General features: G+C 72.0%; 23 protein-coding genes and 1 pseudogene. 20 read left to right on the top strand and 4 right to left on the bottom strand.

Annotated elements, in window-relative coordinates; genetic code table 11:
• Positions 1–1,862 precede the first annotated feature (1,862 nt).
• A pseudogene (locus TR48_RS46995) lies at positions 1,863–2,822 on the bottom strand (BTAD domain-containing putative transcriptional regulator); the annotation flags it as partial.
• A 264-nt stretch (positions 2,823–3,086) separates the two neighbouring features.
• Between TR48_RS46995 and TR48_RS24380 the strand changes: the two are divergent.
• The 4 genes from TR48_RS24380 to TR48_RS24395 all read left to right on the top strand — a co-directional run bounded on the left by TR48_RS24380 (position 3,087) and on the right by TR48_RS24395 (position 7,070).
• Positions 3,087–3,650, top strand: coding sequence for an RICIN domain-containing protein (locus TR48_RS24380; protein WP_042370951.1), 564 nt, complete (start codon positions 3,087–3,089; stop codon positions 3,648–3,650).
• Positions 3,651–3,945: 295 nt separating this feature from the next.
• Complete coding sequence (locus TR48_RS24385; RefSeq protein ID WP_236652309.1) at positions 3,946–5,823, top strand: sigma-70 family RNA polymerase sigma factor; 1,878 nt, start codon at positions 3,946–3,948, stop codon at positions 5,821–5,823.
• 192 nt (positions 5,824–6,015) lie between these two features.
• Positions 6,016–6,642 carry an ATP-binding protein gene (locus tag TR48_RS39230; protein WP_052442961.1) on the top strand — a complete coding sequence of 209 codons (627 nt, stop codon included), beginning with the start codon at positions 6,016–6,018 and terminating at the stop codon, positions 6,640–6,642.
• A 107-nt stretch (positions 6,643–6,749) separates the two neighbouring features.
• Positions 6,750–7,070 carry a hypothetical protein gene (locus tag TR48_RS24395; RefSeq protein ID WP_042370953.1) on the top strand — a complete coding sequence of 107 codons (321 nt, stop codon included), beginning with the start codon at positions 6,750–6,752 and terminating at the stop codon, positions 7,068–7,070.
• A 71-nt stretch (positions 7,071–7,141) separates the two neighbouring features.
• Here the strand turns inward: TR48_RS24395 and TR48_RS24400 are convergent, their stop codons facing one another.
• Positions 7,142–7,465, bottom strand: a complete 324-nt coding sequence (locus tag TR48_RS24400; RefSeq protein ID WP_042370954.1) for a putative quinol monooxygenase — start codon at positions 7,463–7,465, stop codon at positions 7,142–7,144.
• Between the two features lie 324 nt (positions 7,466–7,789).
• Between TR48_RS24400 and TR48_RS24405 the strand changes: the two genes are divergently transcribed.
• The 5 genes from TR48_RS24405 to TR48_RS24420 all read left to right on the top strand — a co-directional run bounded on the left by TR48_RS24405 (position 7,790) and on the right by TR48_RS24420 (position 12,067).
• Positions 7,790–8,785 carry an aldo/keto reductase gene (locus tag TR48_RS24405; protein ID WP_042370956.1) on the top strand — a complete coding sequence of 332 codons (996 nt, stop codon included), beginning with the start codon at positions 7,790–7,792 and terminating at the stop codon, positions 8,783–8,785.
• Between the two features lie 144 nt (positions 8,786–8,929).
• Positions 8,930–9,721, top strand: a complete 792-nt coding sequence (locus TR48_RS24410; protein ID WP_042370958.1) for a phytanoyl-CoA dioxygenase family protein — start codon at positions 8,930–8,932, stop codon at positions 9,719–9,721.
• Positions 9,722–10,081: 360 nt separating this feature from the next.
• Positions 10,082–11,437, top strand: coding sequence for an alpha/beta hydrolase family protein (locus tag TR48_RS24415; protein ID WP_161789900.1), 1,356 nt, complete (start codon positions 10,082–10,084; stop codon positions 11,435–11,437).
• A gap of 211 nt (positions 11,438–11,648) precedes the next feature.
• Positions 11,649–11,804 carry a hypothetical protein gene (locus TR48_RS43560; RefSeq protein ID WP_161789901.1) on the top strand — a complete coding sequence of 52 codons (156 nt, stop codon included), beginning with the start codon at positions 11,649–11,651 and terminating at the stop codon, positions 11,802–11,804.
• Positions 11,804–12,067 (top strand): hypothetical protein, encoded by a 264-nt coding sequence (locus tag TR48_RS24420; RefSeq protein WP_042370960.1) that lies wholly within the window; start codon positions 11,804–11,806, stop codon positions 12,065–12,067. The genes TR48_RS43560 and TR48_RS24420 overlap by 1 nt, the downstream gene beginning before the upstream one ends.
• Positions 12,068–12,832: 765 nt before the next feature.
• Here TR48_RS24420 and TR48_RS24430 read toward each other — a convergent pair.
• Complete coding sequence (locus TR48_RS24430) at positions 12,833–12,997, bottom strand: hypothetical protein (RefSeq protein ID WP_042371040.1); 165 nt, start codon at positions 12,995–12,997, stop codon at positions 12,833–12,835.
• Between the two features lie 282 nt (positions 12,998–13,279).
• Here TR48_RS24430 and TR48_RS24435 point away from each other — a divergent pair, with 282 nt between their 5' ends.
• The 10 genes from TR48_RS24435 (at position 13,280) to TR48_RS24480 (ending at position 23,070) form a co-directional block, all read left to right on the top strand.
• Entirely contained in the window at positions 13,280–13,546 is a 267-nt protein-coding gene (locus TR48_RS24435; RefSeq protein WP_042370964.1) for a hypothetical protein, read from the top strand.
• An 88-nt stretch (positions 13,547–13,634) separates the two neighbouring features.
• On the top strand, positions 13,635–14,675 hold the full coding sequence (locus tag TR48_RS24440) for an NAD(P)-dependent alcohol dehydrogenase (protein ID WP_042370966.1): 1,041 nt from the start codon (positions 13,635–13,637) through the stop codon (positions 14,673–14,675).
• Positions 14,676–15,002: 327 nt separating this feature from the next.
• Positions 15,003–16,211 (top strand): serine hydrolase domain-containing protein, encoded by a 1,209-nt coding sequence (locus TR48_RS24445; RefSeq protein ID WP_042370968.1) that lies wholly within the window; start codon positions 15,003–15,005, stop codon positions 16,209–16,211.
• A 598-nt stretch (positions 16,212–16,809) separates the two neighbouring features.
• Positions 16,810–17,706: a TauD/TfdA dioxygenase family protein gene (locus tag TR48_RS24450; RefSeq protein WP_042370970.1), complete on the top strand. Its 897-nt coding sequence runs from the start codon at positions 16,810–16,812 to the stop codon at positions 17,704–17,706.
• Positions 17,703–18,596 (top strand): ABC transporter permease, encoded by an 894-nt coding sequence (locus TR48_RS24455; protein WP_052442963.1) that lies wholly within the window; start codon positions 17,703–17,705, stop codon positions 18,594–18,596. The genes TR48_RS24450 and TR48_RS24455 overlap by 4 nt, the downstream gene beginning before the upstream one ends.
• Positions 18,593–19,324 (top strand): ABC transporter ATP-binding protein, encoded by a 732-nt coding sequence (locus tag TR48_RS24460; RefSeq protein ID WP_042370972.1) that lies wholly within the window; start codon positions 18,593–18,595, stop codon positions 19,322–19,324. The genes TR48_RS24455 and TR48_RS24460 overlap by 4 nt, the downstream gene beginning before the upstream one ends.
• 86 nt (positions 19,325–19,410) lie before the next feature.
• Positions 19,411–20,472, top strand: coding sequence for an aliphatic sulfonate ABC transporter substrate-binding protein (locus TR48_RS24465; protein WP_042370973.1), 1,062 nt, complete (start codon positions 19,411–19,413; stop codon positions 20,470–20,472).
• A 41-nt stretch (positions 20,473–20,513) separates the two neighbouring features.
• Complete coding sequence (locus TR48_RS24470; RefSeq protein ID WP_042370976.1) at positions 20,514–21,854, top strand: LLM class flavin-dependent oxidoreductase; 1,341 nt, start codon at positions 20,514–20,516, stop codon at positions 21,852–21,854.
• 476 nt (positions 21,855–22,330) lie between these two features.
• Positions 22,331–22,702 carry a hypothetical protein gene (locus TR48_RS24475; RefSeq protein ID WP_042370977.1) on the top strand — a complete coding sequence of 124 codons (372 nt, stop codon included), beginning with the start codon at positions 22,331–22,333 and terminating at the stop codon, positions 22,700–22,702.
• Positions 22,702–23,070: an ArsR/SmtB family transcription factor gene (locus tag TR48_RS24480; protein ID WP_042370979.1), complete on the top strand. Its 369-nt coding sequence runs from the start codon at positions 22,702–22,704 to the stop codon at positions 23,068–23,070. The genes TR48_RS24475 and TR48_RS24480 overlap by 1 nt, the downstream gene beginning before the upstream one ends.
• A 460-nt stretch (positions 23,071–23,530) precedes the next feature.
• Here the strand turns inward: TR48_RS24480 and TR48_RS24485 are convergent, their stop codons facing one another.
• Positions 23,531–24,127, bottom strand: a complete 597-nt coding sequence (locus TR48_RS24485; protein WP_042370981.1) for a TetR/AcrR family transcriptional regulator — start codon at positions 24,125–24,127, stop codon at positions 23,531–23,533.
• Between the two features lie 111 nt (positions 24,128–24,238).
• Between TR48_RS24485 and TR48_RS24490 the strand changes: the two genes are divergently transcribed.
• Entirely contained in the window at positions 24,239–25,852 is a 1,614-nt protein-coding gene (locus TR48_RS24490; RefSeq protein ID WP_042370983.1) for a CocE/NonD family hydrolase, read from the top strand.
• Positions 25,853–25,886: the final 34 nt, after the last annotated feature.

Below are 25,886 nucleotides of genomic sequence, written 5' to 3' on the forward strand. Positions count from 1 at the left end.
CGCTCGGCCTGGCCGGGCCGGCGGGCGCCCTCCACCAGCGCGACGGCGATGTTCGCCAGCGTGACCGCCTCTCCCGCGGCCCGTCCGCTGAGCCGGTGCAGCTCCAGGGCGCGGGTGAGGCTCGCGACGGTCCCGGTGACCTCTCCGGCGGCCCAGTGGCACGCGGCCAGGTTGTTCAACGCAACGGCCTGGCACGCGGGCCACTCCGCCTGGCCGGCCAGCGCCGCCGCGTCGGTGAAGTGGGCGACGGCCGACTCCCGGCGGCCGGTCATCGCGTCGCACATGCCGAGCCCGAGGGCGGTGGCGGCGCGTGCCTGCGCGTCCCCGTGCCTTCGCGCGGCGGCGTGGGCGGCTTCGGCGACGGTGCGCCACTCGATCCGGTGGCCGCGCAGCAGGAAGTATCCGGTCATCAGGTCCGCCAGGCCCCACGCTGCGGCCTGCTGGGGGTGCGCCGCCAGATGCTGCACCAGAGCGACGAGGTTGGACCGCTCGGCGTCGAGCCAGTGCAGGGCGGCCGTGGAATCGGCGAACAGGGGGGCCGCCTGCGGGGTTTGAGCCGACCGCGGAGCTCCGGGCGTTCCCGCACGGGGCGCGTCGGCCGCAGGCAGGTGCAGCAGATGGGGGTAGAGCACTCCGGCGCCGGCGGCGAGGCGCCGGCGGTAGTGCGCCGCCAGGCGTCCGAGGGCGGCGTCCTGCTGACGCTCGCTCTCCTCGGCCCGGCCCAGTGACGCCGCGTGCAGCCGCAGCAGGTCGTGCTGCCCGTAGCGGCCGGGCGTGTGCTCGTGCACCAGGTGCCGTCCGGTCAGCCGGTCCAGGGCGGTCTGCGCCGCGTCGGCCGTCGTGTCGGCCAGCGCGGCGGCGGCCCCGACCGTGAGGTCGGCTCCCGGCGCCAGTCCCAGCAGCCGGAACATGCGCCGCTCGGCCGCCGGCAGGTTGGCGCAGGACAGCTCGAAGGTGGTGCGCAGGGCGCTGGCCGGGTCGGCGTCCGCCGCCAGCAGGCCCAGCCGGTCGCCGGCCAGGAGCCGGGCGTTGAAGTCGGCCACCTGGTGGCCGGGGCGGGCGGCCAGGTTGGCGGCCGCGACGCGCAGCGCCAGCGGCAGGTGCGCGCACAGGCGGGCCAGTTCGGCCACCTCGGCGCGGTGCGCGGCGGAGCGCCGCGGACCGAGCAACTGGCCGAGCAGGGCCACGGACTCGTGCTCGGCAAGGGGGTCCAGCCCGACCAGCCGCGCGCCCTCGCGCGCGACCAGGCCGGTCATCCGCTCGCGGCTGGTCACCAGGGCCAGCGAGCCCGGCCCCGTCGGCAGCAGCGGACGCACCTGCTCGGCGTCGTGCGCGTCGTCGAGCAGCACCAGCAGCCGCCGTTCCGCCGTCTCGCTGCGGTACATGGCGGCGGCCTGCGCCTCGTCGTCGGGGATCCGGTCGACCGGCACGCCGAAGGCGTGCAGGAAGCCGGCCAGCGCCTCCAGCGGACGCACCCGGCCCCCGTCCCGGCCCGCCCGCAGGCCGACGTGGAGCTGACCGTCAGGAAAGCGGGCGCGCGCACGGCGGGCCCAGTGCACCGCCAGCGCGGTCTTCCCGACGCCGCCCATGCCCGCCAGCACGACCACGCGCACCGGCCCGGCCTCCGCGCCGCCCGCGGGCAGCATCGTGTCCAGCACGTCCAGATGGGCCTCGCGGCCGGTGAACGCGTGGATGTCGCCCGGCAGTTGCGCGGGCACGGGCGCGACCGAGCCGGACGCGACCGGGGCGGACGGCGCCGACGGGTGGGGAGCCGGGCCGGCGGAGACGGGGAGCTTGCCGCGCAGCACGCGCAGGTGCGCCGACCGCAGCTCCGGGCCGGGCTCGACGCCGAGTTCGGCGTCGAGCCGCTCGCGCACCGTGTCGAACAGGCCCAGTGCCGCGGCCTGCCGGCCGTCCCCCGCCAGCGCCAGCATCAGCCGTGCGGCGAGGCCCTCGTGCAGCGGCTCCTCGGCCAGCACCGCGTGCAGCGGTCCGGCCACCTGCTCGTACCGCGCGATCCGGAAAGCGGCGTCGGCCCACTCCAGCACGGTCTGGACGCGCTGCTGAGCCAGCGCGACCGCGGCCGGATGCCCGCGCAGACCCGGATCCGCCCCGGCGAGCGCGGGACCGCGCCAGCACGCCCACGCCTCCGCGTACAGCTGGCAGGCCGCCTGCGCCGCCCCGTCCGCCCACGCCTGACGGGCCAGCGAGCTCGACCGCGCGTAGCGGTGGAGATCCAACTGGTCCGGTTCGAGGTCGAGGCGGTAGCCGACGCCGCTGCGGCGCAGCAGCCGCGCCGGGACGCGCGGACCGCGCCCGGGCTCGAGCACCCGCCGCAGCTGCCCGACGTAGGTGTGCACCAGTTGGAGGCAGGTACGCGGCGGCTCGTGCGGCCACAGCAGGTCGACGATGTCGCCCGCCGCGACCGGCCGCCCCGGCTGGATCGCCAGCAGCGCCAGCAGGGTCCGCTGCATCGCCGAGGGCAGCTCGACCTCCGTCCCGCCCCGGCGCACCGAGAGCGGGCCGAGCACGGCGACGCGCAGCTCCGCGTCGACGCCCGGTGCGTCCGGTCCTGCGTCCCCGCCCGCCGGGCGGACACCCTCGTCGCCCGCGAGCAGCGCGGCCAGATGCTCGGGGGAGACCGCGAGTGCCTCGGCCAGGCGGCGCAGGGAGGCGGCATGCGGCCGGGCGACGTCACCACGCTCCAGGGACCGCAGCGTCCGCACGCTCACCCCGGCCCGCAGCGCCAACTCCTTCTGGCTCAACCCGATCCGCACACGCAGCAGCCGCAGCCGGTCGCCGCGATCGCCGGGGACGCTCATGGGAACCAGCGCTCCTCCCTGGGCCTGTCCTCGGGATCAGGCCGGGGACATCGTGTCATGTGCCCGGCAGCGGCGCGCAAGGGCGACGCGGGCACCATTCTCGCCCCCGCCGCGCACGCGGATCTGCCGCTTCCTGCCGCGCTACCGGGCCGGACCAGCCCTGTTCCGCCTGCAGTGCCGCTGCAGCGCCGCGCCCCCGGCCGCCTCCTACCGTCGTGACGTGGCCCCGATCGGGGCCACGCCGACCAAGCAGGGGGGAAACCCGTGAACACCAAGCGCATCCGCCGCGTATCCGCCGCCCTCACCGTCGCCGCGGCAGCCGCGGCGATCGCGCTCGGGCCGGGGGCCGGCGCCGCCAACGCGTCGACGTCCTACGGCTCGACGCCGTACTGGATCGCGCCGGTCTACGACTCGCAGGAGATCGCGGTCGCCGACTCCTCCGGCTCCGTGGGCGCGCGCCTGATCCAGTGGTACAACGACGGCGGCAACGAGCAGAAGTGGTACTTCGACGGCGTCTACAACGCCCAGGGCCAGTACCAGGGCTTCGATCTGCGCAACAAGAACAGCGGGATGTGCATGGACACCGACGGCAACGCCGGCGACACGCTCTTCCAGACGTACTGCAACGAGGCCGACACCGGCCAGATCTTCACCAACTACGCCAACTTCAACGAGTTCGGCGTCACCGTCAGCTACACGTTCATCAACAAGGAGACCGGGCTGGCACTCGACGTGAGCGGCTACAGCTACGGCGAGGGCGCCAACCTCGACCTGTGGTACCAGAACGGCCAGGCCAACCAGGCCTTCTTCCTGACCCAGACGTCCTGACCCAGGCGTCCGGAATCCGGGGAACAGGCGAACCCGGCCCCGACGGGGCCGGGTTCGCCTGTTTTCGGCGGGCGCCGCGGCGGCCAGGCACCAGCTCACCCACGTCGGCCCGCGCCTGATCGACCGGTCCGCCCGTCCCTCGGACAGCCGCTGAGCCAGACGACGGCCGCACCGCGTAGCGTGCGTGACGCCGGCACAGCACAAACGTCCGACAACCGCCGGCGCACTTTCTGTTGTTCGCGCGCCAAGGTTCGGTCTCCGAAAGCAGGAGACCCAACCGGCGGAGAGGACGGACGTGGCACGGCAGCACGAGCGCAACCAGGCACAGGACGAGGCCCTGATCGAGGAGGCACGCGCAGGGAACCGGCAGGCCGTCGAGCTCCTGCTCGCCAAGTCCCTCCCACTGGTCTACAACATCGCCGGCCGCGCCCTGGACGGGCACCAGGACGTCGACGACGTCGTCCAGGACTGCCTGCTGCGCATCGTGCGCGGGCTGCCCGCCCTCCACAGTCCGCACGCCTACCGATCATGGATGGTGGCGATCGTCGTGCGACAGGTCCGCGACTGGATGCGCGCGCAGCAGCAGATCCGCACCCGGCAGGTCGACATCGACCACGCCGAAACCCTCACCGACCCGGCCTCGGACTTCACCGCGCTGACGATCCTGCAGCTCGGCCTGGACGACCAGCGCCGTGAACTGGCCGAGGCCACACGCTGGCTGGACCCGGACGACCGTGACCTCCTGGCCCTGTGGTGGCTGGAGGAGACCGGCGACCTCACCCGCGCCGACCTGGCCGCGGCGCTTGAGGTGTCCTCCCGCCACGCCGCCGTGCGCGTCCAGCGCATGAAAGCGCAGATCACCACCGCACGTCAGGTGGTTCGCGCCCTGTCCGCGTCATGCTGCCCCGAGCTGGCCGACCTCACCGCGCCCTGGGACGCCACCCCGAGCCCGCTGTGGCGCAAGCGCCTGGCCCGCCACATCCGCGACTGCGACCGCTGCGCGGTGGCCGAGGGCCCGCTCGTCCCCGCCGAGCACCTCCTCGCCGGCCTGCCGCTCCTGGCTCCGCCGCCCGGCCTGCACCGGGCCGTCGTCCACGCCTCCACCCACGGCACGCCCCACACCGTCACCGGCCCCCGACCGGGCCGGAGCCGGGGCGACAGGCGCACGCGGAGAAGGGCCGCGCGCCACCGCGGTGCGACCGTCTCCGTCGGAGCGGCTGCCGCCGCAGCGGCCCTGCTCGCGGTCGTCCTCGTCGCAGACCACCGCGCCGCACCGGCCACTCCCGTCGCCGCCGCGACGACCCCCGGCCCCGCCCCGAGCAGCCCCGCACCGCCCTCCGCCGCGGCTCCGACGCCCAGCTCCGGCGCCCACCCCCGATCGGCCCTTCCCGCCACCACGCCGACGCCGACGCCGTCCACGGCCCCGTCCATCACCCCTGATGGGAAGAAGGGCGTCGCCGTCTGGACCTTCTCCGGCGCCGACCAGGCCCTCACCCAGGCCCACCCCGCCTGGTACTACACCTGGTCCGCCCAGAACCCCGGGCTCAGCGGCCGCGGCGGACCCGGCTTCGTCCCGATGATCTGGGGAGCGGACTCGGTCACCCCGCAGGCCCTGGCCCAGGCCGGCCAAGCGGGACCCTACCTGCTGGGCTTCAACGAACCGGACATGGCCAGCCAGGCGAACATGACGCCCGACCAGGCCCTCGCCCTGTGGCCGAAGCTCATGGACACCGCGGCGATCCTCGGCAGCCCGGCCGTCGCCTACGGCGGCGACACCCCGGGCGGCTGGCTGGACCGCTTCATGACCGGCGTCCAGCAGCACGGCTACCGTGTCGACTTCATCGCCCTGCACTGGTACGGCGGCGACTTCACCACCCCCGACGCCGTCGCACAACTGCGCGCCTACCTCGAGGCCGTCCACGCCCGCTACCACAAGCCGATCTGGCTCACCGAGTTCGCCCTGACCGACTTCTCCCAGGGCACCCCCCGCTACCCCACCGACGTCCAGCAGGCCGCCTTCCTGAGCGCCGCCGTCTCGATGCTCGACACGCTGCCGTACGTCCAGCGCTTTGCCTGGTTCGGCCTGGGAACCGACCAGTCCGGCCCCGGCACCACCTTGTTCCGCGCGGGCGCCCTCACCCCTGAGGGCCAGGCCTTCCTGTCCACTCCGTGAACCACCGCGACGCTGCCGGTCCGAGGAGAAGCCTCCCTCGGACCGGCGGCTTTCGTGTTTCCGAAGCCAGCCTTACAGGAGCCTTACGCGCGGCCTCCGTCGGGCTTCACCAGGCCCGTGGTGCGCCATAGTCGGCCCTGAGCATGTCACCGCGGAGGCGTCAGCCACCCGACACGCTCCCGTGGAGGTCGCATGCCCGTACGCCGCGAGGTCCGCTACACGTTCGCCCGCCAGCCGCGCCTGGTCCGCGTCGCCTGCCGGGTCGTCGCGCAGCGCGTCCACGCGTGGGGCGCCCGGCTCGACGAGCAGACCGGCAGCACCCTTCGGCTCCTGATCAGCGAGATCGTCACCAACGCGCTCCGGCACACGGCGACACCGTTCATCCGCCTTCGTCTGAGCGTCGCCGACGCCAGCCTGCTGGTGTCCGTGCAGGACGACTCGCCGATCCTGCCCGTCGTGACCGCCCCCGACCCCGAGGCCTGGGAGAGCGAACACGGCCGCGGACTGCTGATCGTCGCCGCCCTCGCCGACCTGCACGGGTGGCGCCGCGCCGGCCGCGGCAAGTGCGTCTGGTTCCAACTCGCCCTGCCCGAGGCCCAGCGCGCGCACCCGCCCACAGGCCGCGCCCAGCAGCACAAGGCTGCCACCCCGACGTCCGTCTGCAGCCGCGCTCACCGGCCGGACGGACCCCCGCACGCCAGGGGCTCCTCCCGCCCCGCGGCCTCGTGCCGGCGTGCTCCGCGACCGAGGGCGGCGCAGGTTCGGTCCCTGCGCTGCCCTCGGCCCGCCCGCTTCTGGCGAGAAGGGCGAGGCTCGTAGCGGCGCGCCGGGGGCTCAGGGGACCTCGCCTTTGCGCCCGGCAACGAGTGCTGCCTGAGCCCGGTGTACCTTGTGCTCTCGTAAGCCGTCCGAACCGAGCGGGAGCCATGAGTCGGCGTCACGAGGCGCTCAGCCGCGCCGGAATCGGCCGCCTCGGCGCGCTGCTGCTCGCGACCGGGGTGATCGCCTACGTCCTCGCCGCGGACGGGGGCCACTGGTGGGGGCCTGAGATCGTTCCGCGCGACTGCGCGGCCGTCGGCGTCGGCGACAACTGCACCCAGGTCCTGCTGCCGGGGCCCGACTACGTCCCGCACGGCCCCTACGGCTGGCTCGGCTGGCTCGCGGTCCTGGCCTCCCTGGCGGGGGTGACGCTGCTGATCGCGCGACTCCTCCGGGCCGGCGCGTCCGGGGCAGTCCTCCGCCGGTAGGTTCGTCCGGTCGCGCACCAGCGGAGTCACGCACGACCCGCCGTCCTGCTGCTGCCGCCCGCCTCGCGCCGTCAGTCGATGGTGAGCTCGCCCATCGCGCTCCAGCCCGTCGCGCCAGGAATCGTGGTGCTGACGATGTCCGGGGTGTGCCGCAGCAGCGGACGCATCGCCTCCAGACCGGCCCGGAAGTGGTCGGACGTCACATGCGCCTCGGCAGCGCCGTCCTGGAACGCCTCGACCAGCACGAAGGTGTCCGGCTCCTCGAGGCTGCGCGACCACTCGAACCACAGGTTGCCCGGCTCCCTGCGCGTACCTTCGGTGAAGGCGGCGACCTTCTCGGGCCACTGCTCGGTGTATTCGGGCTTCACGGCGAACTTCACCACGATAAAGATCATCCGAGTGCACTCCCATTGCATCCGCGCCGCCTCGATCCCGCGGCCCGGTCGGTCAGGATCGTCGTAGGCGAGGATCTCACGTGGTCGCCGCCTCACGCCGGACCAGCGGGCCGGGGCACCCGGGCAGCTGTGTCGAACTTGGCATCAAAGCGGTCCCAGATGCCGTCGCATTCGGCCCTGGTCAGACGCTTGAGGGGTTCATCGACCACCCGACGAATCCAACCCCAGCCCGCGGCGCGACACCCGCACGGCCGCCGGAGCAGTGCCGCTCGCCCACGGCTACATTCGGTGTTCGTCCGCCCGGCTTGTCGAGAGGAACCCGCCATGCCCGCCCTGCCGTTCACCGACCGTTTCGTCAACCCGCCGGTCCGGCGGTTCGGTCTGGGTACCGCGGCTGTCGGGCGCCCCGGCTACATCACGCTGGGCCGGGAGCTCGACCTCCCGGCCGAGCGGACCGTCACGGCGTTGCGCGAGCGCACGCACGCGCTGCTCGACAGCGCCTACGCCGCGGGCGTGCGGTACTTCGACACGGCCCGCTCCTACGGGCGCGCCGAGGAGTTCCTCGGTGAGTGGCTGACGGCCCGCCCCGAGGCGGCCGCCGAGGTGGCGGTGGGCAGCAAGTGGGGCTACACGTACACCGCCGACTGGCGCACCTCGGGCGTCGCCGCGCACGAGGTCAAGGAGCACTCGACGGCGGTGTTCGACCGTCAGATCGCCGAGACCCGGTCCCGGCTGGGCAGCCACCTCGAGGTGTACCTGGTCCACTCCGTCACCCCCGACAGCCCCGCGCTCGCCGACCCGGCCCTGCACGCCCGCCTCGCGAAGCTCGCCGCCGAGGGGGTCCGGGTCGGGCTGTCCACCAGCGGACCGGGGCAGGCCCAGGCCCTGCGTGCCGCGCTGGGCGTCACCGTCGACGGGCAGCCGCTGTTCAGCGCCGTGCAGGCCACCTGGAACCTGCTCGAACCCTCCGCCGCGCAGGCGCTGGCCGAGGCGCACGCGGCCGGGTGGCTGGTCGTGGTGAAGGAGGCCATGGCCAACGGCCGCCTCGCCGGCCGCAACGCCACGGGACCCGACACCGCCGTGCTGCGCTCCGTCGCCGCTCGCACCGGCTCCTCCCCGGACGCCCTCTCCCTCGCCGCGGCTGCTGCCCAGCCCTGGGCGGACGTGGTTCTCTCCGGGGCGGCCAGCGCGGAGCAACTGTCCTCCAACCTCACAGCCGCCGATCTCGCTCTCACCCCGGACGACCTGGCCGAGCTCGCTCCGCTCGCCGAAGCCCCCGAGACCTACTGGCACACACGCGCGGCACTGCCCTGGGCCTGAGGCGGTCGCGCCGCAAGCAGCAAAGGGACACGTCCGCGTGCATTGCGGCGCTGGGACGAGTGAGGAGCCGCTTGGCGCGCACCCGACGAAGGCGGTGCGGAAAATGTCTGGTGACGGGGACCGGTGCCACCGCACGATGAGGTCATGGACGACACGAGCTTGGTATCCCGCTTCCTGCGCGACGGCTTCGTGAAGCTGGAGGGCGCGGTCGCGCCCCGCGTGGCCGCGGACTGCGCGCGGCTGCTGTGGTCGGAGACAGGCTGCGACCCCGACGACCCGGCGACGTGGACGCAGCCCGTGCACTGGGTGGGCGGCATGGCGCAGGGGCCGTTCGCCGCCGCGCCCAACTCACCGTCCCTGCACCACGCGTACGACCTGCTCGTCGGCGCGGGACGATGGGAGCCGCGCTACTCGCTGGGCACGTTCCCGCTGCGCTTCCCGCACGAGGAGGAGCCGGACGACGCGGGCTGGCACATCGAGGGGAGCTATCTGCCGGAGGGGGAGACCTGGTACTTCACGAACCTGCGCTCCCGTGACCGGGCCCTGCTGATGCTGTTCCTGTTCAGCGAGGTCGGCGAGGAGGACGCACCGACCCGGATCCGGGTCGGCTCGCACCTCGACGTGCCGAGGGTGCTGGAGACGTACGGGGAGGACGGCGCCAGCGGGCTGACCCTCGCCCCCGAACTGGTGGCGGCGTCCGACCACCGGCCCGTCGCCCTCGCCACCGGATCCCCGGGCGACGTCTACCTGTGCCACCCGTTCCTGGTCCACGCGGCGCAACCGCACCACGGGGCCCGGCCGCGCTTCATGGCCCAGCCGCCGCTGATGCCCGCCGCGCCGTACGAGCTGGACCGCGCGGACGGCGCGTACTCACCCGTGGAGATCGCGATCCGTCGGGGCCTGGGGCAGGACACCCCGGCCGCCAGCCCTCGTTGAGCCCCTGCCTGTGCCGACCATCCGACGATCCGTCGGTGGACGGTATCCGACCGCGTCCACCGAAGAACCGGGAGCCCGCATGCCCCTCGCCAGAACTGCCGTCCGCACCGCCCCGTGCTCGGCGGCTCGCCCTGACCGTGTTCGGCCCCTTCGCCCCCTGAGCCCCCGGGGGGCGTCGGCGACCGTGCCCGCGCTCGTCGTCGGGCTGGTCATGCCGTCCTGGGCGAGCCAATACTGAGAGTTCGCCACCAATCCGACCAGGATCCTCCGCTTGTGGCCAAAGTCGCTGGCGGGACCCGGTAGCGTATGCGCATTCAGGTCGCTGCCATGGACGCGACCAGCGCACGAGGGGGTCCGCCCATGTCTACTTCGCGAATAGTCCGCAGTCGTTTGCTGGTCCGGGCGGCCGGCACTCTCGGGGCGGTCGCCATCGGCCTGGGCGCGACGGTTTCCCCCGCCGCCGCGAGCACTCCGCACCACGGCACCGAGCCCGGCAACGCCGCCCCCGACGCCCCGTTCGACGACACGGCCGTCGCGAAGGCCCAGGCCGCCGCGAACGCCGCCGCCCACGGCGGACACCTCGAGACGCGGGCCCTGCCGAAGTCCCGCGCGGCGCCCACCGGTCAGAACGACTCGGGGGTCACGCCCGCCATCCCGGCCCCGACCGGTCCCTACCAGGTCGGCACGGTCAACCTGCACCTCGTCGACAGGACCCGGTACGACCCCTGGGTGCCGACCTACCCCCGTCGCGAGCTGATGGTCCAGCTCTGGTACCCGGCCACCCAGACCTCCGGGCACGCGCTCGCGCCGTGGCTGCAGTCCGAGGCCGCCGACAGCTTCCTGAGCAGCTGGAACGTCTGGCCCGGCTCGATGGACGTCCCCACCACCGCCGGGCACCTGGGCGCGCCGGTGGACCCCAAGGCCGGCAAGCTGCCGGTGCTGCTCTACTCGACCGGCCTCCACTCGGACCGCTCGCAGGGCACCGCGCTCGCGGAGGACATGGCCAGCCGCGGCTACCTGGTCGTCATGATCGACAGCACCCATGAGGCCAACGAGGTGCAGTTCCCCGGCCCCCGCCTGGAGACGGCCACCCCCGCCAGCTCCAAGTACACGCTGACCGTCCGCGCCGCCGACGCCAAGTTCGTCGTCAACGAGCTCGGCCTGATCGCCGGCGGCAAGGACCCCGACGTCGACGGCGCCGCGCTCCCCTCGGGGCTGTCCGGCAACGTGGACATGTCGCGCATCGGCATGTTCGGCTGGTCGTACGGCGGCCCGACGGTCCTGGACTCGATGACGCTCGACCCGCGGATCGCCGCCGGCGCGGACCTCGACGGCCAGCTCTACGGTCCGCAGGACGCGGAGAACCTGAACCGCCCCTTCCTGCTCTTCGGCGCGTCGTACCACGACCGCAGGGAGGACAGCAGCTGGGCCAGCGTCTGGTCGCACCTGACGGGGCCCAAGTACGAGCTGAAGCTGGCCGGCACCGAGCACCTGTCGTTCAGCGACTACGAGACGCTGTTCTCCCAGGCGGGCGAGGAGATGGGCCTGACCCCCGGCCAGGTCCAGCAGGACATCGGCACCCTGGCCCCGAGCCGGGCCATCTACATCATGCGCACCTACCTGGCCGCCTACTTCGACACGGTCCTGCACATCAAGACCAACCCGCTCATGAGCGGGCCGTCCAAGAGCTTCCCCGAGGTCTCGTTCATCCGCTGAGCAGCGCCGCTGACCGGGCTCGGCCGCCCCGCCGTGGCGGCCGAGCCGGGGGCAGCCGACCCACAGCGCCAGTACGGCAAGGCGCCTGGGGAACGCCGTGAATCGCGCCGTACCGCGTCTGCCGCAGCCTCCACGGCCATAACCCGTCCGAGTGACTGACCCGGAACACCTACTCCAGGTAGCGTGGAATAACGCTTACCGCGGAGGCTTGATGCCCGATCAGCCGTGCAACGCGTGCAGCGGTCAAGGCGGAACCGACAAGGTCGAGTACACGTACGAGACGGACAGCGAAGGCAAGCTCGTCGCCAAGGAGCACCGGTTCTACAGCCCGTGCGCCTCGTGCGGCGGATCAGGGAGGATCGCCTGATGGACGACGACACCGCCAGGTCGGTGTTCCTGTGCCTCGACTGCGGGGCGCACTTCCTGCCGCCGGCCGCCATGCGATATCCGTCCGGGTCGGCATCCGAGGCGTACTGCACCGAGTGCCAGCCGAAGCACTCGCCGGCCGAGCAAGCCCGTACGGGCATCAACCTCAGCGAGAACCAAGCCAAGCCTCGCGCACGACGGCCGCGACGGGCCGGAACAGCGCCGGCCAAGGGCGGCAGCACACAGCGCAGCAAGCTCCTGTAGGCGCAGGGGAACGCCGTGGCCGTCGGCGACGGCTTCGCAGCCCGCCCGGCTGTCCGTGCGCACCGCCGCGCAGCAGTGATTTCACCGTGCGAGAAGGTTGCCGTCATGACCGGTGGCGCGAGTGCGGGCAGCGATGTTGTCCTTGAAACCACTCGCCTGCTGCCAGGCCCTGGCGGGTAGCCGAGGCCTCCGTCCAAACCCTGTTCACCACGAGACGGCTCTGGAGCACCCCGTCCGGCCTTGCGGGCGGCCCTGATCGGTGAGAGTCGCCGCCCTCGAGGAGTCGTCGCGCGTGGGTTCGAAGCCGGTGTCGGCGGACAGCTCGCCGCGCTGGACGGCCTGTTCGAGCATGCGGGTGGCATTGCCGCGGCGCGTGTCGCGGACGGCGGTCAACAGGGCCTGCTGCAGTTCGAGGTTTCAGCTGAGGAGCCGACGGCAACGCGATGAGCGGTGCGGCCGTCGAGGACGGGAGACGGATCCGCGCCGCGAGCCCGGACCTCGCCTGTCGCATGCGGGGCACAGATGGCGGCGCGGATGTTCGCGTCGGTGGGTCAGCGGTTGCGGCGGTGGCGCCCTGCGGGGCCGTGGAACCCGGAGGTCGAGGCCAGGATCCCGGCCAGGGCGAGCGGGGCGAACAGCAGGATTTCCGTGATGGTCATGCAGGGCCCTTTCGGATACCGGGGGAGCGGTCGGCTGCTCGGAGTCTGTGTGGTGCGGGAGCCGCACTGGTGGCGGCTCCCGCACGCGCTCATGCCCCCGTGGTCGTTACCAGCGGTACCAGCGGCCCCGGGATTCGCCGGCGCCGCGGAAGAAGAACCCGGCGATCCACAGCACGAGCACCACCAGTGCGACCCACCAAAGGACATGTACGGCGAAGCCGAGGCCGCCCAGGATCAGGGCCAGCAGCAGTACCAACAGCAGAGCACCCATAATGTTTGCCTCCTTCTCGAGGCCACGTGTGCCCGCGAACCGGACGGTCATGCGCCGCATCCGCAGGACGCACGCCGTCCGGACCGCGTGGGCGGCCTCCCTGGAAGCCGGCGGCTCGGACGTGGCGCTCGTGCCGCCGTTCGACACGTGGCGACGGGGTGGTTCCCCCGGGCCGAGCTGACGGGGTCCGAGTCCGCTGGGCCGAAAGGGAACGGGAACAGGCGCCCGCCGCCACGGTGTGGGATCCCGGGCGGATGCCGAGGCGTTGGATACCGTGAGGTCATGGCAGCGAGGCTCGTCACCGACGTCCATCCGTTTCCCGAGGAGACGGACACCGATCCGCGCCACCACATGTGGGTCCTGACTGTCACTGAGCCGGTGCCGGTCGGCTGGTGGATCAGCGTGGGCAGCGGGCACAACACGGAGGTCGCGCAGGTCGACGCGTGCGATCTCGCGGACCCGTACTACGTGTGCAGGCTGGCGACACGACTCGCGAACGAGCACAAGGCCGGCGAGGACGTCACGGTCATCGGCGAGCTCCCGGACTGAGCAAGCCAGGGCCGCCGCCGCGAAGTGCGCGTTGCCGCGTCCGCCGGCTGAGCCCGGCCCCGTACCGCCTTTGAGGAGTACCCAGTCCATGCGTGTCAACGCCTACGCCGCCCCGGCCGCCGGTCTGCCGCTGGCCCCGACCACGGTGGAGCGTCGTGCTGTGGGGCCGAACGACGTCCTGATCGCGATCCGGTACGTCGGTATCTGCCACTCCGACATCCACACGGTGCGGGGCGAGTGGGGTCCGCAGCCCTTCCCGGTCGTCCCCGGGCACGAGATCGTCGGCACCGTCGTCGAGGTCGGTTCGGACGTCACCAGGCACCGGCCCGGTGACCGGGTCGGTGTCGGCTGTCTGGTCAACTCCTGCGGCCGGTGCGCCCCGTGCCTGGGCGGCGACGAGCAGTACTGCGCGCGGGGCCCCGTCTTCACCTACGCGTTCACCGACCACGACGGCACCATCACCCAGGGCGGCTACTCCACTCACATCGTCGTCGACGCCCACTTCGTGCTCTCCGTCCCCGACAGCCTTGATCCGGCCGCGGCAGCCCCCCTGCTGTGCGCGGGCATCACCACCTACGCCCCGCTGCGCCGCTGGGGCGCGGGCCCGGGCAAGCGCGTCGCGGTTGTCGGGCTCGGCGGCCTGGGCCACATGGCCGTGAAGATCGCCCACGCGTTGGGGGCCGAGGTCACCGTGCTGTCCCAGTCGCTCAAGAAGCAGGAGGACGGCCGCCGCCTCGGCGCCGACCACTACCACGCGACCGCCGACCCGGCCACCTTCACCGAACTCGCCGGGCGCTTCGACCTGATCGTGAACACGGTCAGCGCCGAGGTCGACGTCAACGCCTACCTCGGCCTGCTCACTGTCGGCGGCGTCCTGGCCAGCGTCGGGGCAGCCCCCGGTCCGCTGGTCGTCGACGGCTTCCTGCTCAGCAGCGCGGGCCGGGTCCTGGCCGGTTCCATGATCGGCGGGATCGCGTTGACCCAGGAAATGCTCGACTTCTGCGCCGAACACGGCATCGGCGCCGACATCGAGGTGATCTCCGCCGACCAGGTCAACGAGGCCTACGAGCGGGTCCTGGCCTCCGACGTCCGCTACCGCTTCGTCATCGACACCGCCACCATCGGCTGATCCACGCCGACACGAACGGCGGCAGGCTCCGCGCCCTCTCGCCGTCCCACCTGCCCGCACGCTGTGCGGACGCGGCGGCGAAGCCTTCCCCGCGGCCCGTCCGGACGCCGTCGACGAAGCCCTCCCCGCGGCCCGTCCGGACGCCGCCGACGAACCGTCACGTCACCAGCACCGTCGCCCTTGGGCGTCCGCGCTGAGCCCGATCGGACGCAGCCTGCGGGTCCGGACGGGTGGACTCGCCGGGTGAAGCCCCGGGAGGTGGGCCCTGGGCGCGGTGCCTGCGCCAATGATCTCCGGCAAGGTCACCTCTACGGAAGAGCCGAACAGATGCCTGCCTTGCGTCGTCCCTCCGGCCGCCGATTCGTCGCGGCCATGGTTGCCCTCGCCGCCGCCGGTTCTGCCGTCCTCGCCGGGCCGTCGGTCCAGGCCGTGGAGCGGCAGACCGGCCACGTGGCCGCCGGTCGGTCCGCGGACGACTGCCGACTGGATCCCGCGCTCGTCGCCCGCCTCGACAAGGCGATCCGGGCGACGATGAAGGAGACCGGGACCCCGGGCGTGACCGTCGGCCTGTGGCTCCCGGAGCGGGGCGACTACGTGCGGTCGTTCGGGGTGGCGGACAAGGCGACGGCCGCGCCGATGCGGCCGGGCCTGTTCATGCGGATCGGCAGCGAGACCAAGACGTTCACCGCCACCGCCGTGCTCGAACTGGTGGACCAGGGGCTGATCAAGCTCGACGCCCCCGTCGCGAGGTACCTCCGCGGTGTCCCGGACGGCCGGCACATCACCATCCGTCAGCTGCTGGAGATGCGCAGCGGCCTTTTCCCGTACAGCGCAGACCCTGACTTCATCAAGGCGTTCCTCGCTGACCCGTACCGCCAGTGGACTCCGCAGGAGCTGCTCTCGTACGCCTTCCGCCACAAGAACGTCTTCCCGCCGGGGGCGATGTTCCAGTACTCCAACACCAACTACGTCCTGCTCGGCCTGCTGGTGGAGAAGTACGGCCGGATGCCGCTGGCCGACTTCGTCCGCGAGCGCATCCTCAAGCCGTCCCACCTGGACCACACGCTGTTCCCGACCGGAGCCGAGTTCCCGGCCCCGCACGCGCACGGCTACACCAACCAGACGCCCACCGGCGCGGTCGCCGACGCGACGCACTGGAACCCCAGCGCGGCCTGGGCGGCCGGCGCGATGGTCTCCGACCTGCACGACATGCGCCTGTGGGCCAAGGACGTGGCCACCGGCACGCTGCTCTCCCCGGCCACCCAGGCGGAGCGGGTGAAGTTCATCCCCGCCGGCTTCCCCGACGCGGGGTACGGCCTGGGCCTGTTCGAGACGGCCGGCTGGCAGGGGCACAACGGGTCGATCCCCGGCTACCAGAGCGCGGTGGTCTACCTGCCGCAGGAGGACGCCACGCTGGTGGTCCTGCTCAACACGGACATCTCGAACAACGGCGCCGAGCCGAGCACCCGGTTCGCGAACGCGATCACCTCCCTCGCGACCCCGAACCACGTCTACAACCTCCCGGCCACGGGCTGAACCTCCGCGCCGAGCCGCGCCACGTCCCGTCCGGGCCCGGCCTTCCTGCGGAAGGCCGGGCCCAGCCCGTTGGGCCTGCTCCGTCGCGGACGTCACCGCCACGTTTCGCGCCGTGACAGGTCGTCCGCCATGTGAGAGATGCACCGGAGACGCCTTGACCGGGATGGGGACCCTCTGCTGAACTCACGTCTCATGAACCCGCGCGTGGATTTGACCCGGCGGCGCCACATCGATCTGGCGCACGTCTCCAGCGCGTTCTGTTGCCGCTGACGCCGGACGCGGTTCTCGTCGCGACGGCCCTTTGACGCCGAAGTCCTCCGCTTCGCCGTCCGCGTGGGTGTGCCTCGGCACGTCTCCTGGGCTGACGTGTCGGTCGTCGCCTGATCGGCCGCCATCCGGCCGCTGACGGGCCGTCGGCACCTCTTCCTTCCCCGCGCTCTTTCCTCGGACCTTCGTTCCGTCCTTCCGGGCCTTCCTCGGTCCACCGCCCCGCCCGCTGCGGCGCGAGGCGGCGTGCCCGTGCGCCCGTGCCTGCTTCCTACCGACTACTGACCCCTTCTTCCCGGCACTGCGCCGGCCTCTGTGAGGAGATCCCGCCATGTCCCTGCGCCTTCGCAAGCTCACCAGCCGTATCGGCGCCGTCGCCGACGGTGTCGACGTCACGGCGGTGCCCGACCTGCCCACGATCAGGGCTCTGCGCGAGGCTCTCAACGAGCACAAGGCACTTGTCTTCGACGACGTCGACCTCGACAACGCAGGCCAGGAGCAAGTGGCCCGATGGTTCGGTGAGCTCACCACGGCCCACCCCAACGTGCCCGCCGCGGACGGCACAGCCAACGTGCTCGCCGTCGACAGCGAAACCTCCAAGGCGAACGCGTGGCACACCGACGTCACCTTCGTCGTCAACCCGCCCCAGGTCACGACCCTGCGCTCGCTGGTGACCACGCCCTACGGCGGGGAGACGATCATCGCCAACACCGGCGCGGCCTACCGCGACCTGCCCGAGCCGCTGCGAGCACTGGCGCAGTCGCTGCGCGTGGTGCACACCAACCAGTTCGACTACGCCCGCCCGCAGGCGGGGACGGAGCAGGAGCGCGAGTACGACCGGGTGTTCGTGGCGACCCCGTACGAGGCCGAGCACCCTGTGGTGCGCGTGCATCCGCTGACGGGCGAGCGCGGGCTGTTCATCGGCGGGTTCGCCAAGCGGATCACCGGGCTGTCCGCCGCCGACTCCGCCGATCTGCTGCGACTGTTCCAGTCGTACGTCACGCGCCCCGAGAACGTGCTGCGATGGACCTGGTCGCCGAACCAGCTGCTGGTCTTCGACAACCGGATCACCCAGCACTACGCGGTGGACAACTACGACGACCACCCGCGTCGGCTCAACCGGGTCACCGTCGCGGGCGAGGTGCCGGTCGGCGTCGACGGACGCCGCAGCGTGCAACTCCTCGGGGACGCCTCCCACTACACCTCCGTGCTGGAGGTGGCGGCATGACCGAGGCCGGACTGATCGCACCCGTCGCCGAGAATCGGGCGACGCCTGCGACGGCGAAGCCGCGCCCACGCGAGGTCTTCCTGCCGCGTGACGCCCGACCGCGCACCGCGCTCAGCAAGGTGGCCGCGCGGCTGCGCTGGCCGCTCGGGATCTACACCACCCCCGTCGCCGCCCTGATCCTGTGGCAGGTCCTCGGCACCGCCGGCGTGCTCTCGCCGAGCTACGCCCCGGCCCCGACCTCGCTCGCCGGCTCGGCGGTCCGGCTGTGGCAGCAGGGCGTCCTCGGTCCGGACCTGGCGGTCTCGCTCCAGCGGGCCGGGATCGGCCTCGCCATCGGGCTCACGGTCGGCATCGCCGCCGGAGTGCTCGGCGGGCTGCTGCGCAGCGGCGAGTACCTGTTCAACGGCGTCGTGCAGGTGTTCAACACGATCCCGCTGCTCGCGGTGCTGCCCCTGATGATCGTCTGGTTCGGGATCGACGAGCTCACCAAGGTGCTGCTGATCTCCTTCGGAGCCGGCGTGCCGATGTACCTGAACCTGTTCGCGGCGATCCGCGGCGTGGACCAGCGGCTGATCGAGATGGCACGGACGACGGGCGCCGGCACCTGGCGTCTGGTCACCAGGGTGCTGGCCCCCGGCGCGCTGCCCGGGTTCCTGGTGGGACTGCGCTTCTCGCTCGCCTACAGCATCCTCGGGCTCGTCGCGGCCGAGACGGTCAACGCCGACAAGGGGCTCGGGTTCCTGATCACCCAGGGGGAGACCTACCTCCAGACCGACCAGGTCTTCGTCGGGCTCGCGATCTACTCGGTCCTCGGCCTGCTCGCCGACCAGTTCGTCCGGACTCTCGAACGGGTGCTGCTGCGCTGGCGCCCGGGATATGAGGCAGCATGAGCATCGCGACGGACACCCGCAGCCGGCAGCAGTCCGGTGTCGTGGTGGAGGGGGCAGTACGCCGGTTCGGCGATCGGACCGTACTCGACGGGCTGGACCTGACCATCGCCGACGGGGAGCTGGTCGTCCTGCTCGGCCCCTCCGGCTGCGGCAAGAGCACCCTGCTGCGCCTGCTCGCGGGCCTGGACCGGCCCGACGGGGGAGTGGTGGAGGTCCCGGCCCGACGCGCCGTGGTCTTCCAGGGCGACCGGCTGCTGCCCTGGCAGCGCGTCCTGCCGAACGTGACCCTGGGCCTCCGCGGTCCCGACGCGCAGCAGCGGGCCCGCGACGTTCTCGCCGAGACCGGCCTCGCCGGGCGCGAGCGGGCCTGGCCCAAGGAACTGTCCGGCGGTGAGGCCCAACGGGTAGCCCTCGCGCGAGCGCTGGTCTCCGAGCCCGAACTCGTGCTGCTGGACGAGCCGTTCGCCGCGCTGGACGCCATCACCCGCCTGCGCATGCACGACCTGCTCCGGGCCCTGCGCGCCCGCCACGACGCGACGATGCTGCTGGTCACCCACGACGTGGACGAGGCCATCGCGTTGGCGGACCGCATCGTCGTAATGCGGGGCGGGCGCATCGGCAACGAGCACCGGATCGACCTGAGCGCCGCCGACCGCGAGGCGAGCGTCGCGCGTGAGGAACTGCGCGCCGCGCTGTTGGCCGACCTCGGCCTGGCCCACCCGCACTGACCGCCCCTGGGCCATCCGCACCGACCACCCCTGGCCGACCCGACCGAGAACCCCGACGACATCCCCGCGAACAGAAGGCAGAAGCCATGCGCACCACGAGCACGACCACCAGAACCCTCCGCAGTGCCGCCCTCCTCGGCGCCCTCGCCCTTGTGAGCACACTGACCGCCTGCGCCACCGACTCCCAGGCGGCCGCGCCGCTGAGCGACCCGAGCGGTTCCAGCGCCGCCGCCCACCCCGAGTGGAGCCACTACACCTTCACCATCGGAGACAACGGCGGCGACGGCAGCCAGACCCTGGCGAAGATCACCGGAGTCTTCGACAACGCCCCCTACAAGGTGAAGTTCGCCCGGTTCACCTACGGCCCGCCGCTCATCCAGGCCGCCGCCTCCGGCGACATCGACCTCGGGCCGGTCGGCGACGTCCCGCCGATCACCGGTGCGGCGAAGGAGTACGGCTTCAAGATCGTGGCCGTGCAGCGCTCCCTGACACCGACCCAGTCGCAGGAGAACATCATCGTTCCCCAGGGATCGCCGATACGGACCCTCGCCGATCTGAAGGGCAAGAAGATCGCTGTCCCGCAGGGCAGCTCCGCCCACGGCCTGGCCCTGAACGCCCTGAAGAGCGTCGGGTTGACCCCCAAGGACGTGCAGTTGGTCTTCCTTGCCCCGGCCGCCGGCGCCACCGCCTTCGCGACCGGCAAGGTCGACGCCTGGTCCATCTGGAATCCCCAGTCCGCCATCGCCGTCGAGCACGGCGCGCGGATCCTGGCCAAGGGGCTCCCGCCGATCGACCAGACCAGCAGCTACTACGTCGCCAGTGACAAGTCGCTGAACGACCCCGTCAAGCGGGCCGCCCTCACCGACGTGCTGGAGCGGCTGTCCCGCGAGTTCGCCTGGGCCGTCAAGAACCCCGGCCAGTACGCGGAGGCGATCTCCGAGGAGGACGGCATCTCCCTGGCCGACGCCAAGACCTCCCTGACCGCCCAGGAGAGCCGGGTGACCCCGGTCCAGCCCGCCGACATCCTCGCCGAGCAGCAACTGAGCGACGCCTTCCTGCAAGCGGGACAGATCACCACCAAGGTCGACATCCCCTCCATCGTCGACAGCATCCTGCCAGACGGGTACGACAGCTCGAAGCTCGGCTGAGCCGGGCCACGCACGAGACCACAGACGAAAGGAGATCACGCATGACCACCGAGCGTCGCCGCCGACTGCACCTGAACGCCTTCCTCATGGAGGCCGGCCACCACGAGGCCGCCTGGCGCCTTCCCGACAGCAACCCCAGAGCCGACTTCGATCTGCAGCACTGGATCAAGCTCGCCCGGCTCGCCGAAGACGCCAAGTTCGACTCGCTGTTCCTCGCCGACGGCCCCGCCGTCATCGGCACCGGCGAGTTCCGGCCTCCGGGCCAGCTCGAACCGCTGACCCTGCTCACCGCCCTCTCCCAGGCCACCAGCAGGATCGGGCTCATCGCGACGGTCTCCTCGACGTACAACGAGCCCTACAACCTCGCGCGCCGCCTCGCCTCGGTCGACCACGTCAGCGGCGGCCGCGCCGGGTGGAACATCGTCACCTCCGCAGGAGCCGACGAAGCGGCCAACTTCGGCCTGACGGACCGTCCCGCGCACGCCGAACGCTACGCTCGCGCCGACGAGTTCCTGCGGATCGCCAAGGCGCTGTGGGACAGCTGGGAATCGGAGGCGGTCCTCGCCGACAAGGCCGCCGGGCGCTACGCGGACCCCGGACGGCTGCACCGCCTGGACCACAAGGGCCGGTACTTCAGCGTCGCCGGGCCGCTCAACGTCGAACGTCCGCCCCAGGGGCACCCGTTGCTCGTCCAGGCAGGCTCGTCCGAAGACGGCAGGGAGTTCGCGGCGCGCCACGCCGAGGCGATCTTCACCGCCCACCGCACCTACGAGCGTGCCGCCGACTTCTACGCCGACATCAAGGCACGCGCCCGCGCGGCCGGGCGCGACCCGGACGGCGTGGTCGTCCTGCCGGGCATCGTCCCCTACATCGGCTCCACCGAGGCCGAGGCCAGGGCCATCGCCCAGGAACTGGACGAGCTGCGGGTTCCCGCCTACGGTCTGCGGCAACTGGCCGCCGTGTTCGAGACCGAGCCGTCGGTCTTCGATCTCGACGCGCCGCTGCCCGGCTTCATCCTCGCCCGGCCCAAGCTGGAGGGTTCGCAGAGCCGCTCCGACCTGATCATCGAGCTGGCGGAACGCGAGCAGTTGACGGTGCGGCAGGTCATCTCGCGCATCGGCGGCGGGCGCGGGCACTTCGAGCTCGTCGGTACCCCGGATCAGGTGGCGGACGCCGTCACGGCCTGGTTCGAGGGCGGCGCGGCCGACGGCTTCAACATCATGGCGCCGGCTCTGCCGTCGGGGCTCGAGACCTTCATCGAGGAGGTCCTGCCGATCCTGCGCGCCAAGGGTCTGTTCCGCGAGGACTACCAGGGCACGACCCTGCGCGAGCACTACGGACTGCCGATCCCGGCCAACCAGTTCCACCACGCCGCAGGCTGACCCCGGCGGGCCGCCTGGCTCCGCCGCCCCCACGCCGTGCCCTCGGCCCGCGTCGGGGGGCGGCGGGCCGGGCCCGTCTCAGGCTTTCGACCCCGGTCGACCCGTGCGGTTGCCGCTGGGCGCCCACCCCAGACGATCAACGGCACGTGCGCTGGTCGACCCGCACCGGGCTGCAGGACCTCCGGCGATCCCGCGCGGACTCGTCGCCCACGCAGGTCCCATTGCCTGGCCTCGTCGAGTCGACCACAACGGAGAGGCGCCCTTGCACACCCGCTGGAGACTGCCCTGGCCTTCTTGCTGAGCAACCGGGACATGCCGTGCGCCCTGTCCCGGGGCGGCGTGTTCCCCGGTGTGGCTTGTGTGGCTCGTGAGGCGTCCGGTGGGCTTCGCGGATCATACACACGTGCAGGTGTTCGTTTGAAGGTTTCTTCAATTCCGCGATGAGCCAGTTCCGCACGTCTCTAAGGTCCGTGGGCATGGCGAACACTGATATTGCCCTCAAGGAAGCGATGATGATCGAGGGCGCCCTCGGGGCAGCCCTGGTCGACTACAACAGCGGCCTGGCCCTGGGCACCGCGGGCGGCAGCCGCGAGCTGGACCTGACGGCCGCCTCCGCCGGGAACACCGACGTGGTGCGGGCGAAGCTGCGCACGATGGAGATGCTCAAGCTCGACGGCGCGATCGAGGACATCCTGATCACCCTCACCGGCCAGTACCACATCATCCGGCCGCTCACCGGGCGGTCCGGCCAGGGCCTGTTCCTCTACCTCGCGCTGGACCGCGGCCGGGCCAACCTGGCCATGGCCCGGCGCAAGCTGCTGCTGATCGAGCAGGAACTGGACGTGTGATGGCCGCCCCACCGCTCTACCAGGTCAAGGCCGAGTTCTTCCGGCTCCTGGGCCATCCGGTCCGGATCCGGGTGCTGGAACTGCTGCGTGACGGCCCCCGGCCCGTGCGGGACTTGCTGGACGACCTGCAGATCGAGCCGTCGGCCATGTCCCAGCAGCTTGCGGTGCTGCGCCGGTCCGGGATCGTCGTCTCCTACCGAGACGGCCCGCTCACCCTGTACCAGCTGGCCGGCACGGATGTCGCGGACCTGTTGGCCGCAGCGCGACGGATCCTCACCGAGCTGCTGTCCGATCGCGACCACCTGCTCGACCAGCTGCGCCAGGCGGACCACCAGACCGCCACCACCAGCATGGCCAGGACCGCCTGAAACCCACTCACCGCAGGACAATCCCAGCTGCTTGCGGGCACGCGAACCGCGTGCCCGCAAGCAGCGACACGACGCAGCGGACGGGGCCGGGCCTGAGAACGGGCCTGTGGCCCAACACGGTCCGGAGCGGTGCGGCGGGGCAGTCAGCAGCCGACCGCCGACGCATTGCGCATGGCGGGACGGTGCGGGCGAGACCAGCGAACTGCCGGACACCGGCTCCCCATCGACGGCGATGCGTGGCGTCTTCCGCGAAGCAGTCGATTCCGCTGACCCCGACGGCGAAAAACCGCGGCCGGTGACGGGCTGTCCCTGGCCGACATCACCTCCAGGGCGTGGCAGCCGGGGTGCGCGGCGAGCCTGACGACAAGCGCCGGCACGTCGTCACGGTCCTCCGACAGCCCGAAGAGAAATCGGGTGAAAGCCGATCAGTCCCTGGCCGGTGCCATCGCCTTTGGGGGGTTCATGGCAGGGGGTCGGCGAGGTAGCGCTGGATGGTGGGGGAGAGCAGCTCGGTCACGGCGTCGGCGGGGAGGTTGGCGATGTCGCCGACCTGCCAGATGTAGCGGTTCATGATCATGCCGTCGATCTGTGTGGCGATGAGGCTGGCGCGCAGGGTGCGTTCGGCGTCGGGCAGGCTGTGGGAGACCACGCTCAGGACGAGTTCGGAGAACAGCTGTCGCAGGCGCTGCAGGGCGGCGGGTTCCTGGGCGGCCGTGAGGATGATGGAGCGCAGGATCTCGGCGGAGGCGGCGTCCTCCCACAGCTGCAGGGTGGCCTCCACGAACGCGCGTCCTCGCTGGTGGAGGGGCTGTTGCGCGGCGGCGGCCACGGTGGCGCCGAATGCCTCGGGGGGTTGCATGACCGCTTCCAGCAGCCCGGTCTTGGTGCGGAAGTAGTAGTGCACCAGGCCCGGGTCTACGTCGGCGTCCTGGGCGACCGACCGAAGTGAGGTCGCGGCGTAGCCGCGGGTGGCGAAGGATCTGCGGGCGGCAGCGATGATCTTGTCCGCCTGCTCTCCGCGTTCCCCTCGGGGACCTCGTGCACCTCGCCCGGTCACACCGCACCACCTTCCACGCCAGTTGAGAGAGGGACGCCCCTTGCCGTTCGCGGCAGTTTCATCATACGCTGAAACTAGTTTCCACATGTGAGGAAATTAGGAGTTGGTGTCATGCGCACTCTCAAGGACGAATGGATCACGGCCTCCGACGGAGTCCGGATCTGCGCCGACGTGTACCTGCCCGACGGCGACGGCCCGTTCCCCGCGCTGTACGCGGTGGCGCCGTACCCGAAGGACCTGCAGCGCCTACCGGCCCTGCCGGCGTTCCGGTTCATCGAGACCGGCCCGCTCGACTACTGGACCGGCCACGGCTACGCGGTCGTCGTCGGCGACCAGCGCGGCACCGGACGGTCCGCGGGACGGTTCGAGCTGTTCGGGCCCGCCGAGCAGCGCGACCTCTACGACACCATCGAGTGGATCGCCGCCCGACCCTGGTCGACCGGGAAGGTCTCCATGATCGGGGAGAGCGCCTACAGCGTGAACCAGTGGCTGGCCGCCGCACAGCGTCCGCCGCACCTGACCTGCGCGCTGGTCTACAACGGGTTCACGAACCTCTACCACGACGCGGTCTATCACGGCGGCGTCTACTCCATGGGCTTCCTCAACTTCTGGTCGACCGACCACATCCGCGCCAGCGCGACCATCGGCGGCGGCATCCCGCCCCGGCCCGGCGGCGTCACCACCGACATCATCGGCATGTCCCTGGACCGGCCCGTCTACGACGACTGGTGGGACCAGCGAGCGGCGAAGGTCGAGGACATCGACATCCCGGTCCTCAACATCGCCTGGTGGCACAACATCGGCGTGCACCTGCGCGGCCAGCTCGACGGCTACCAGCGGCTCCAGGGCACCGACAAGCGCCTGGTCGTGCTGGCCGGCAGCGACATTCAGGAGCGCCACTTCCTCGACAGCCAGGAGCTCTACTACCAGCCCGAGTTCCTCGACGCCTACATCCGTCCCTGGTACGACCACTGGCTCAAGGGCGTCGACAACGGGGTCATGGACAGCCCGCCGGTCCGCCTCCAGGTCGCCAACTCCGGGGGCCGGCTGCGCGAGGAATCCGAGTGGCCGCCCCGGCGGGCCACGGCGACCGCGTTCTACCTGAACCCCGAACCGGCCGGCGCCGTCGACTCACTCAACGACGGCAGCCTCACCACCACCACGCCGTCCGCCGGACAGCCGACCGTCTACGACTACCCCAACCCCGAGTGGACGGTGGGTACCACCGTCATCACCGACGGCATCCCCCAGCCCACCCGCGGCATCCTCACCTTCACCACCCCACCCCTGGACCGCGACACCGAGGTCACCGGGAAGATCACCCTGGTGCTCTACGCGGAGTCCGACCAGACCGACACCGACTTCCACGTCAAAATCTCCGAGCAGAAGGCGGTTCCGAGGCTCACCCAGGCCCTCATGCACCGGGTCGCCAAGAACGTACCGCCGCCCTCCGCGATGGTCACCCGCGGCTGGCTGAAGGCCTCCCACCGTACCCACCCGCCCCAGCCGATCGAGCCGGGGAGCATCGTCCGCTACGAGATCGAGGTGTGGCCGACCTCCTACCTGTTCCGCAAGGGCAGCCGCATCCGCCTGGAGATCGCCAACGGCGACTCCGCGGTCGCCGACGGCCTGATCCACCACTACTACGGGCACCAGGCGGGCCGCAATCTCATCCACCACGACGCCGACCACCCCTCCCACCTCATCCTGCCCGTCATTCACTGACCAGGGCTCTTCGAAAGGGACAGTCACCGTGTCC

The sequence above is a fragment of the Streptacidiphilus neutrinimicus genome (genome assembly GCF_000787815.1).
Lineage (GTDB): Bacteria > Actinomycetota > Actinomycetes > Streptomycetales > Streptomycetaceae > Streptacidiphilus > Streptacidiphilus neutrinimicus.

Coding starts and splice junctions, on each gene's coding strand:
- TR48_RS24450 (WP_042370970.1), top strand. CDS start 16,810: ATGTCCCTGCGCCTTCGCAAGCTCACCAGCCGTATCGGCGCCGTCGCC.
- TR48_RS24475 (WP_042370977.1), top strand. CDS start 22,331: ATGGCGAACACTGATATTGCCCTCAAGGAAGCGATGATGATCGAGGGC.
- TR48_RS24395 (WP_042370953.1), top strand. CDS start 6,750: ATGAGTCGGCGTCACGAGGCGCTCAGCCGCGCCGGAATCGGCCGCCTC.
- TR48_RS24430 (WP_042371040.1), bottom strand. CDS start 12,997: ATGGGTGCTCTGCTGTTGGTACTGCTGCTGGCCCTGATCCTGGGCGGC.
- TR48_RS24415 (WP_161789900.1), top strand. CDS start 10,082: ATGTCTACTTCGCGAATAGTCCGCAGTCGTTTGCTGGTCCGGGCGGCC.
- TR48_RS24400 (WP_042370954.1), bottom strand. CDS start 7,465: ATGATCTTTATCGTGGTGAAGTTCGCCGTGAAGCCCGAATACACCGAG.
- TR48_RS24435 (WP_042370964.1), top strand. CDS start 13,280: ATGGCAGCGAGGCTCGTCACCGACGTCCATCCGTTTCCCGAGGAGACG.
- TR48_RS43560 (WP_161789901.1), top strand. CDS start 11,649: ATGCCCGATCAGCCGTGCAACGCGTGCAGCGGTCAAGGCGGAACCGAC.
- TR48_RS24405 (WP_042370956.1), top strand. CDS start 7,790: ATGCCCGCCCTGCCGTTCACCGACCGTTTCGTCAACCCGCCGGTCCGG.
- TR48_RS24470 (WP_042370976.1), top strand. CDS start 20,514: ATGACCACCGAGCGTCGCCGCCGACTGCACCTGAACGCCTTCCTCATG.
- TR48_RS24445 (WP_042370968.1), top strand. CDS start 15,003: ATGCCTGCCTTGCGTCGTCCCTCCGGCCGCCGATTCGTCGCGGCCATG.
- TR48_RS24465 (WP_042370973.1), top strand. CDS start 19,411: ATGCGCACCACGAGCACGACCACCAGAACCCTCCGCAGTGCCGCCCTC.
- TR48_RS24460 (WP_042370972.1), top strand. CDS start 18,593: ATGAGCATCGCGACGGACACCCGCAGCCGGCAGCAGTCCGGTGTCGTG.
- TR48_RS24480 (WP_042370979.1), top strand. CDS start 22,702: ATGGCCGCCCCACCGCTCTACCAGGTCAAGGCCGAGTTCTTCCGGCTC.
- TR48_RS24490 (WP_042370983.1), top strand. CDS start 24,239: ATGCGCACTCTCAAGGACGAATGGATCACGGCCTCCGACGGAGTCCGG.
- TR48_RS24420 (WP_042370960.1), top strand. CDS start 11,804: ATGGACGACGACACCGCCAGGTCGGTGTTCCTGTGCCTCGACTGCGGG.
- TR48_RS24440 (WP_042370966.1), top strand. CDS start 13,635: ATGCGTGTCAACGCCTACGCCGCCCCGGCCGCCGGTCTGCCGCTGGCC.
- TR48_RS39230 (WP_052442961.1), top strand. CDS start 6,016: ATGCCCGTACGCCGCGAGGTCCGCTACACGTTCGCCCGCCAGCCGCGC.
- TR48_RS24410 (WP_042370958.1), top strand. CDS start 8,930: ATGGACGACACGAGCTTGGTATCCCGCTTCCTGCGCGACGGCTTCGTG.
- TR48_RS24455 (WP_052442963.1), top strand. CDS start 17,703: ATGACCGAGGCCGGACTGATCGCACCCGTCGCCGAGAATCGGGCGACG.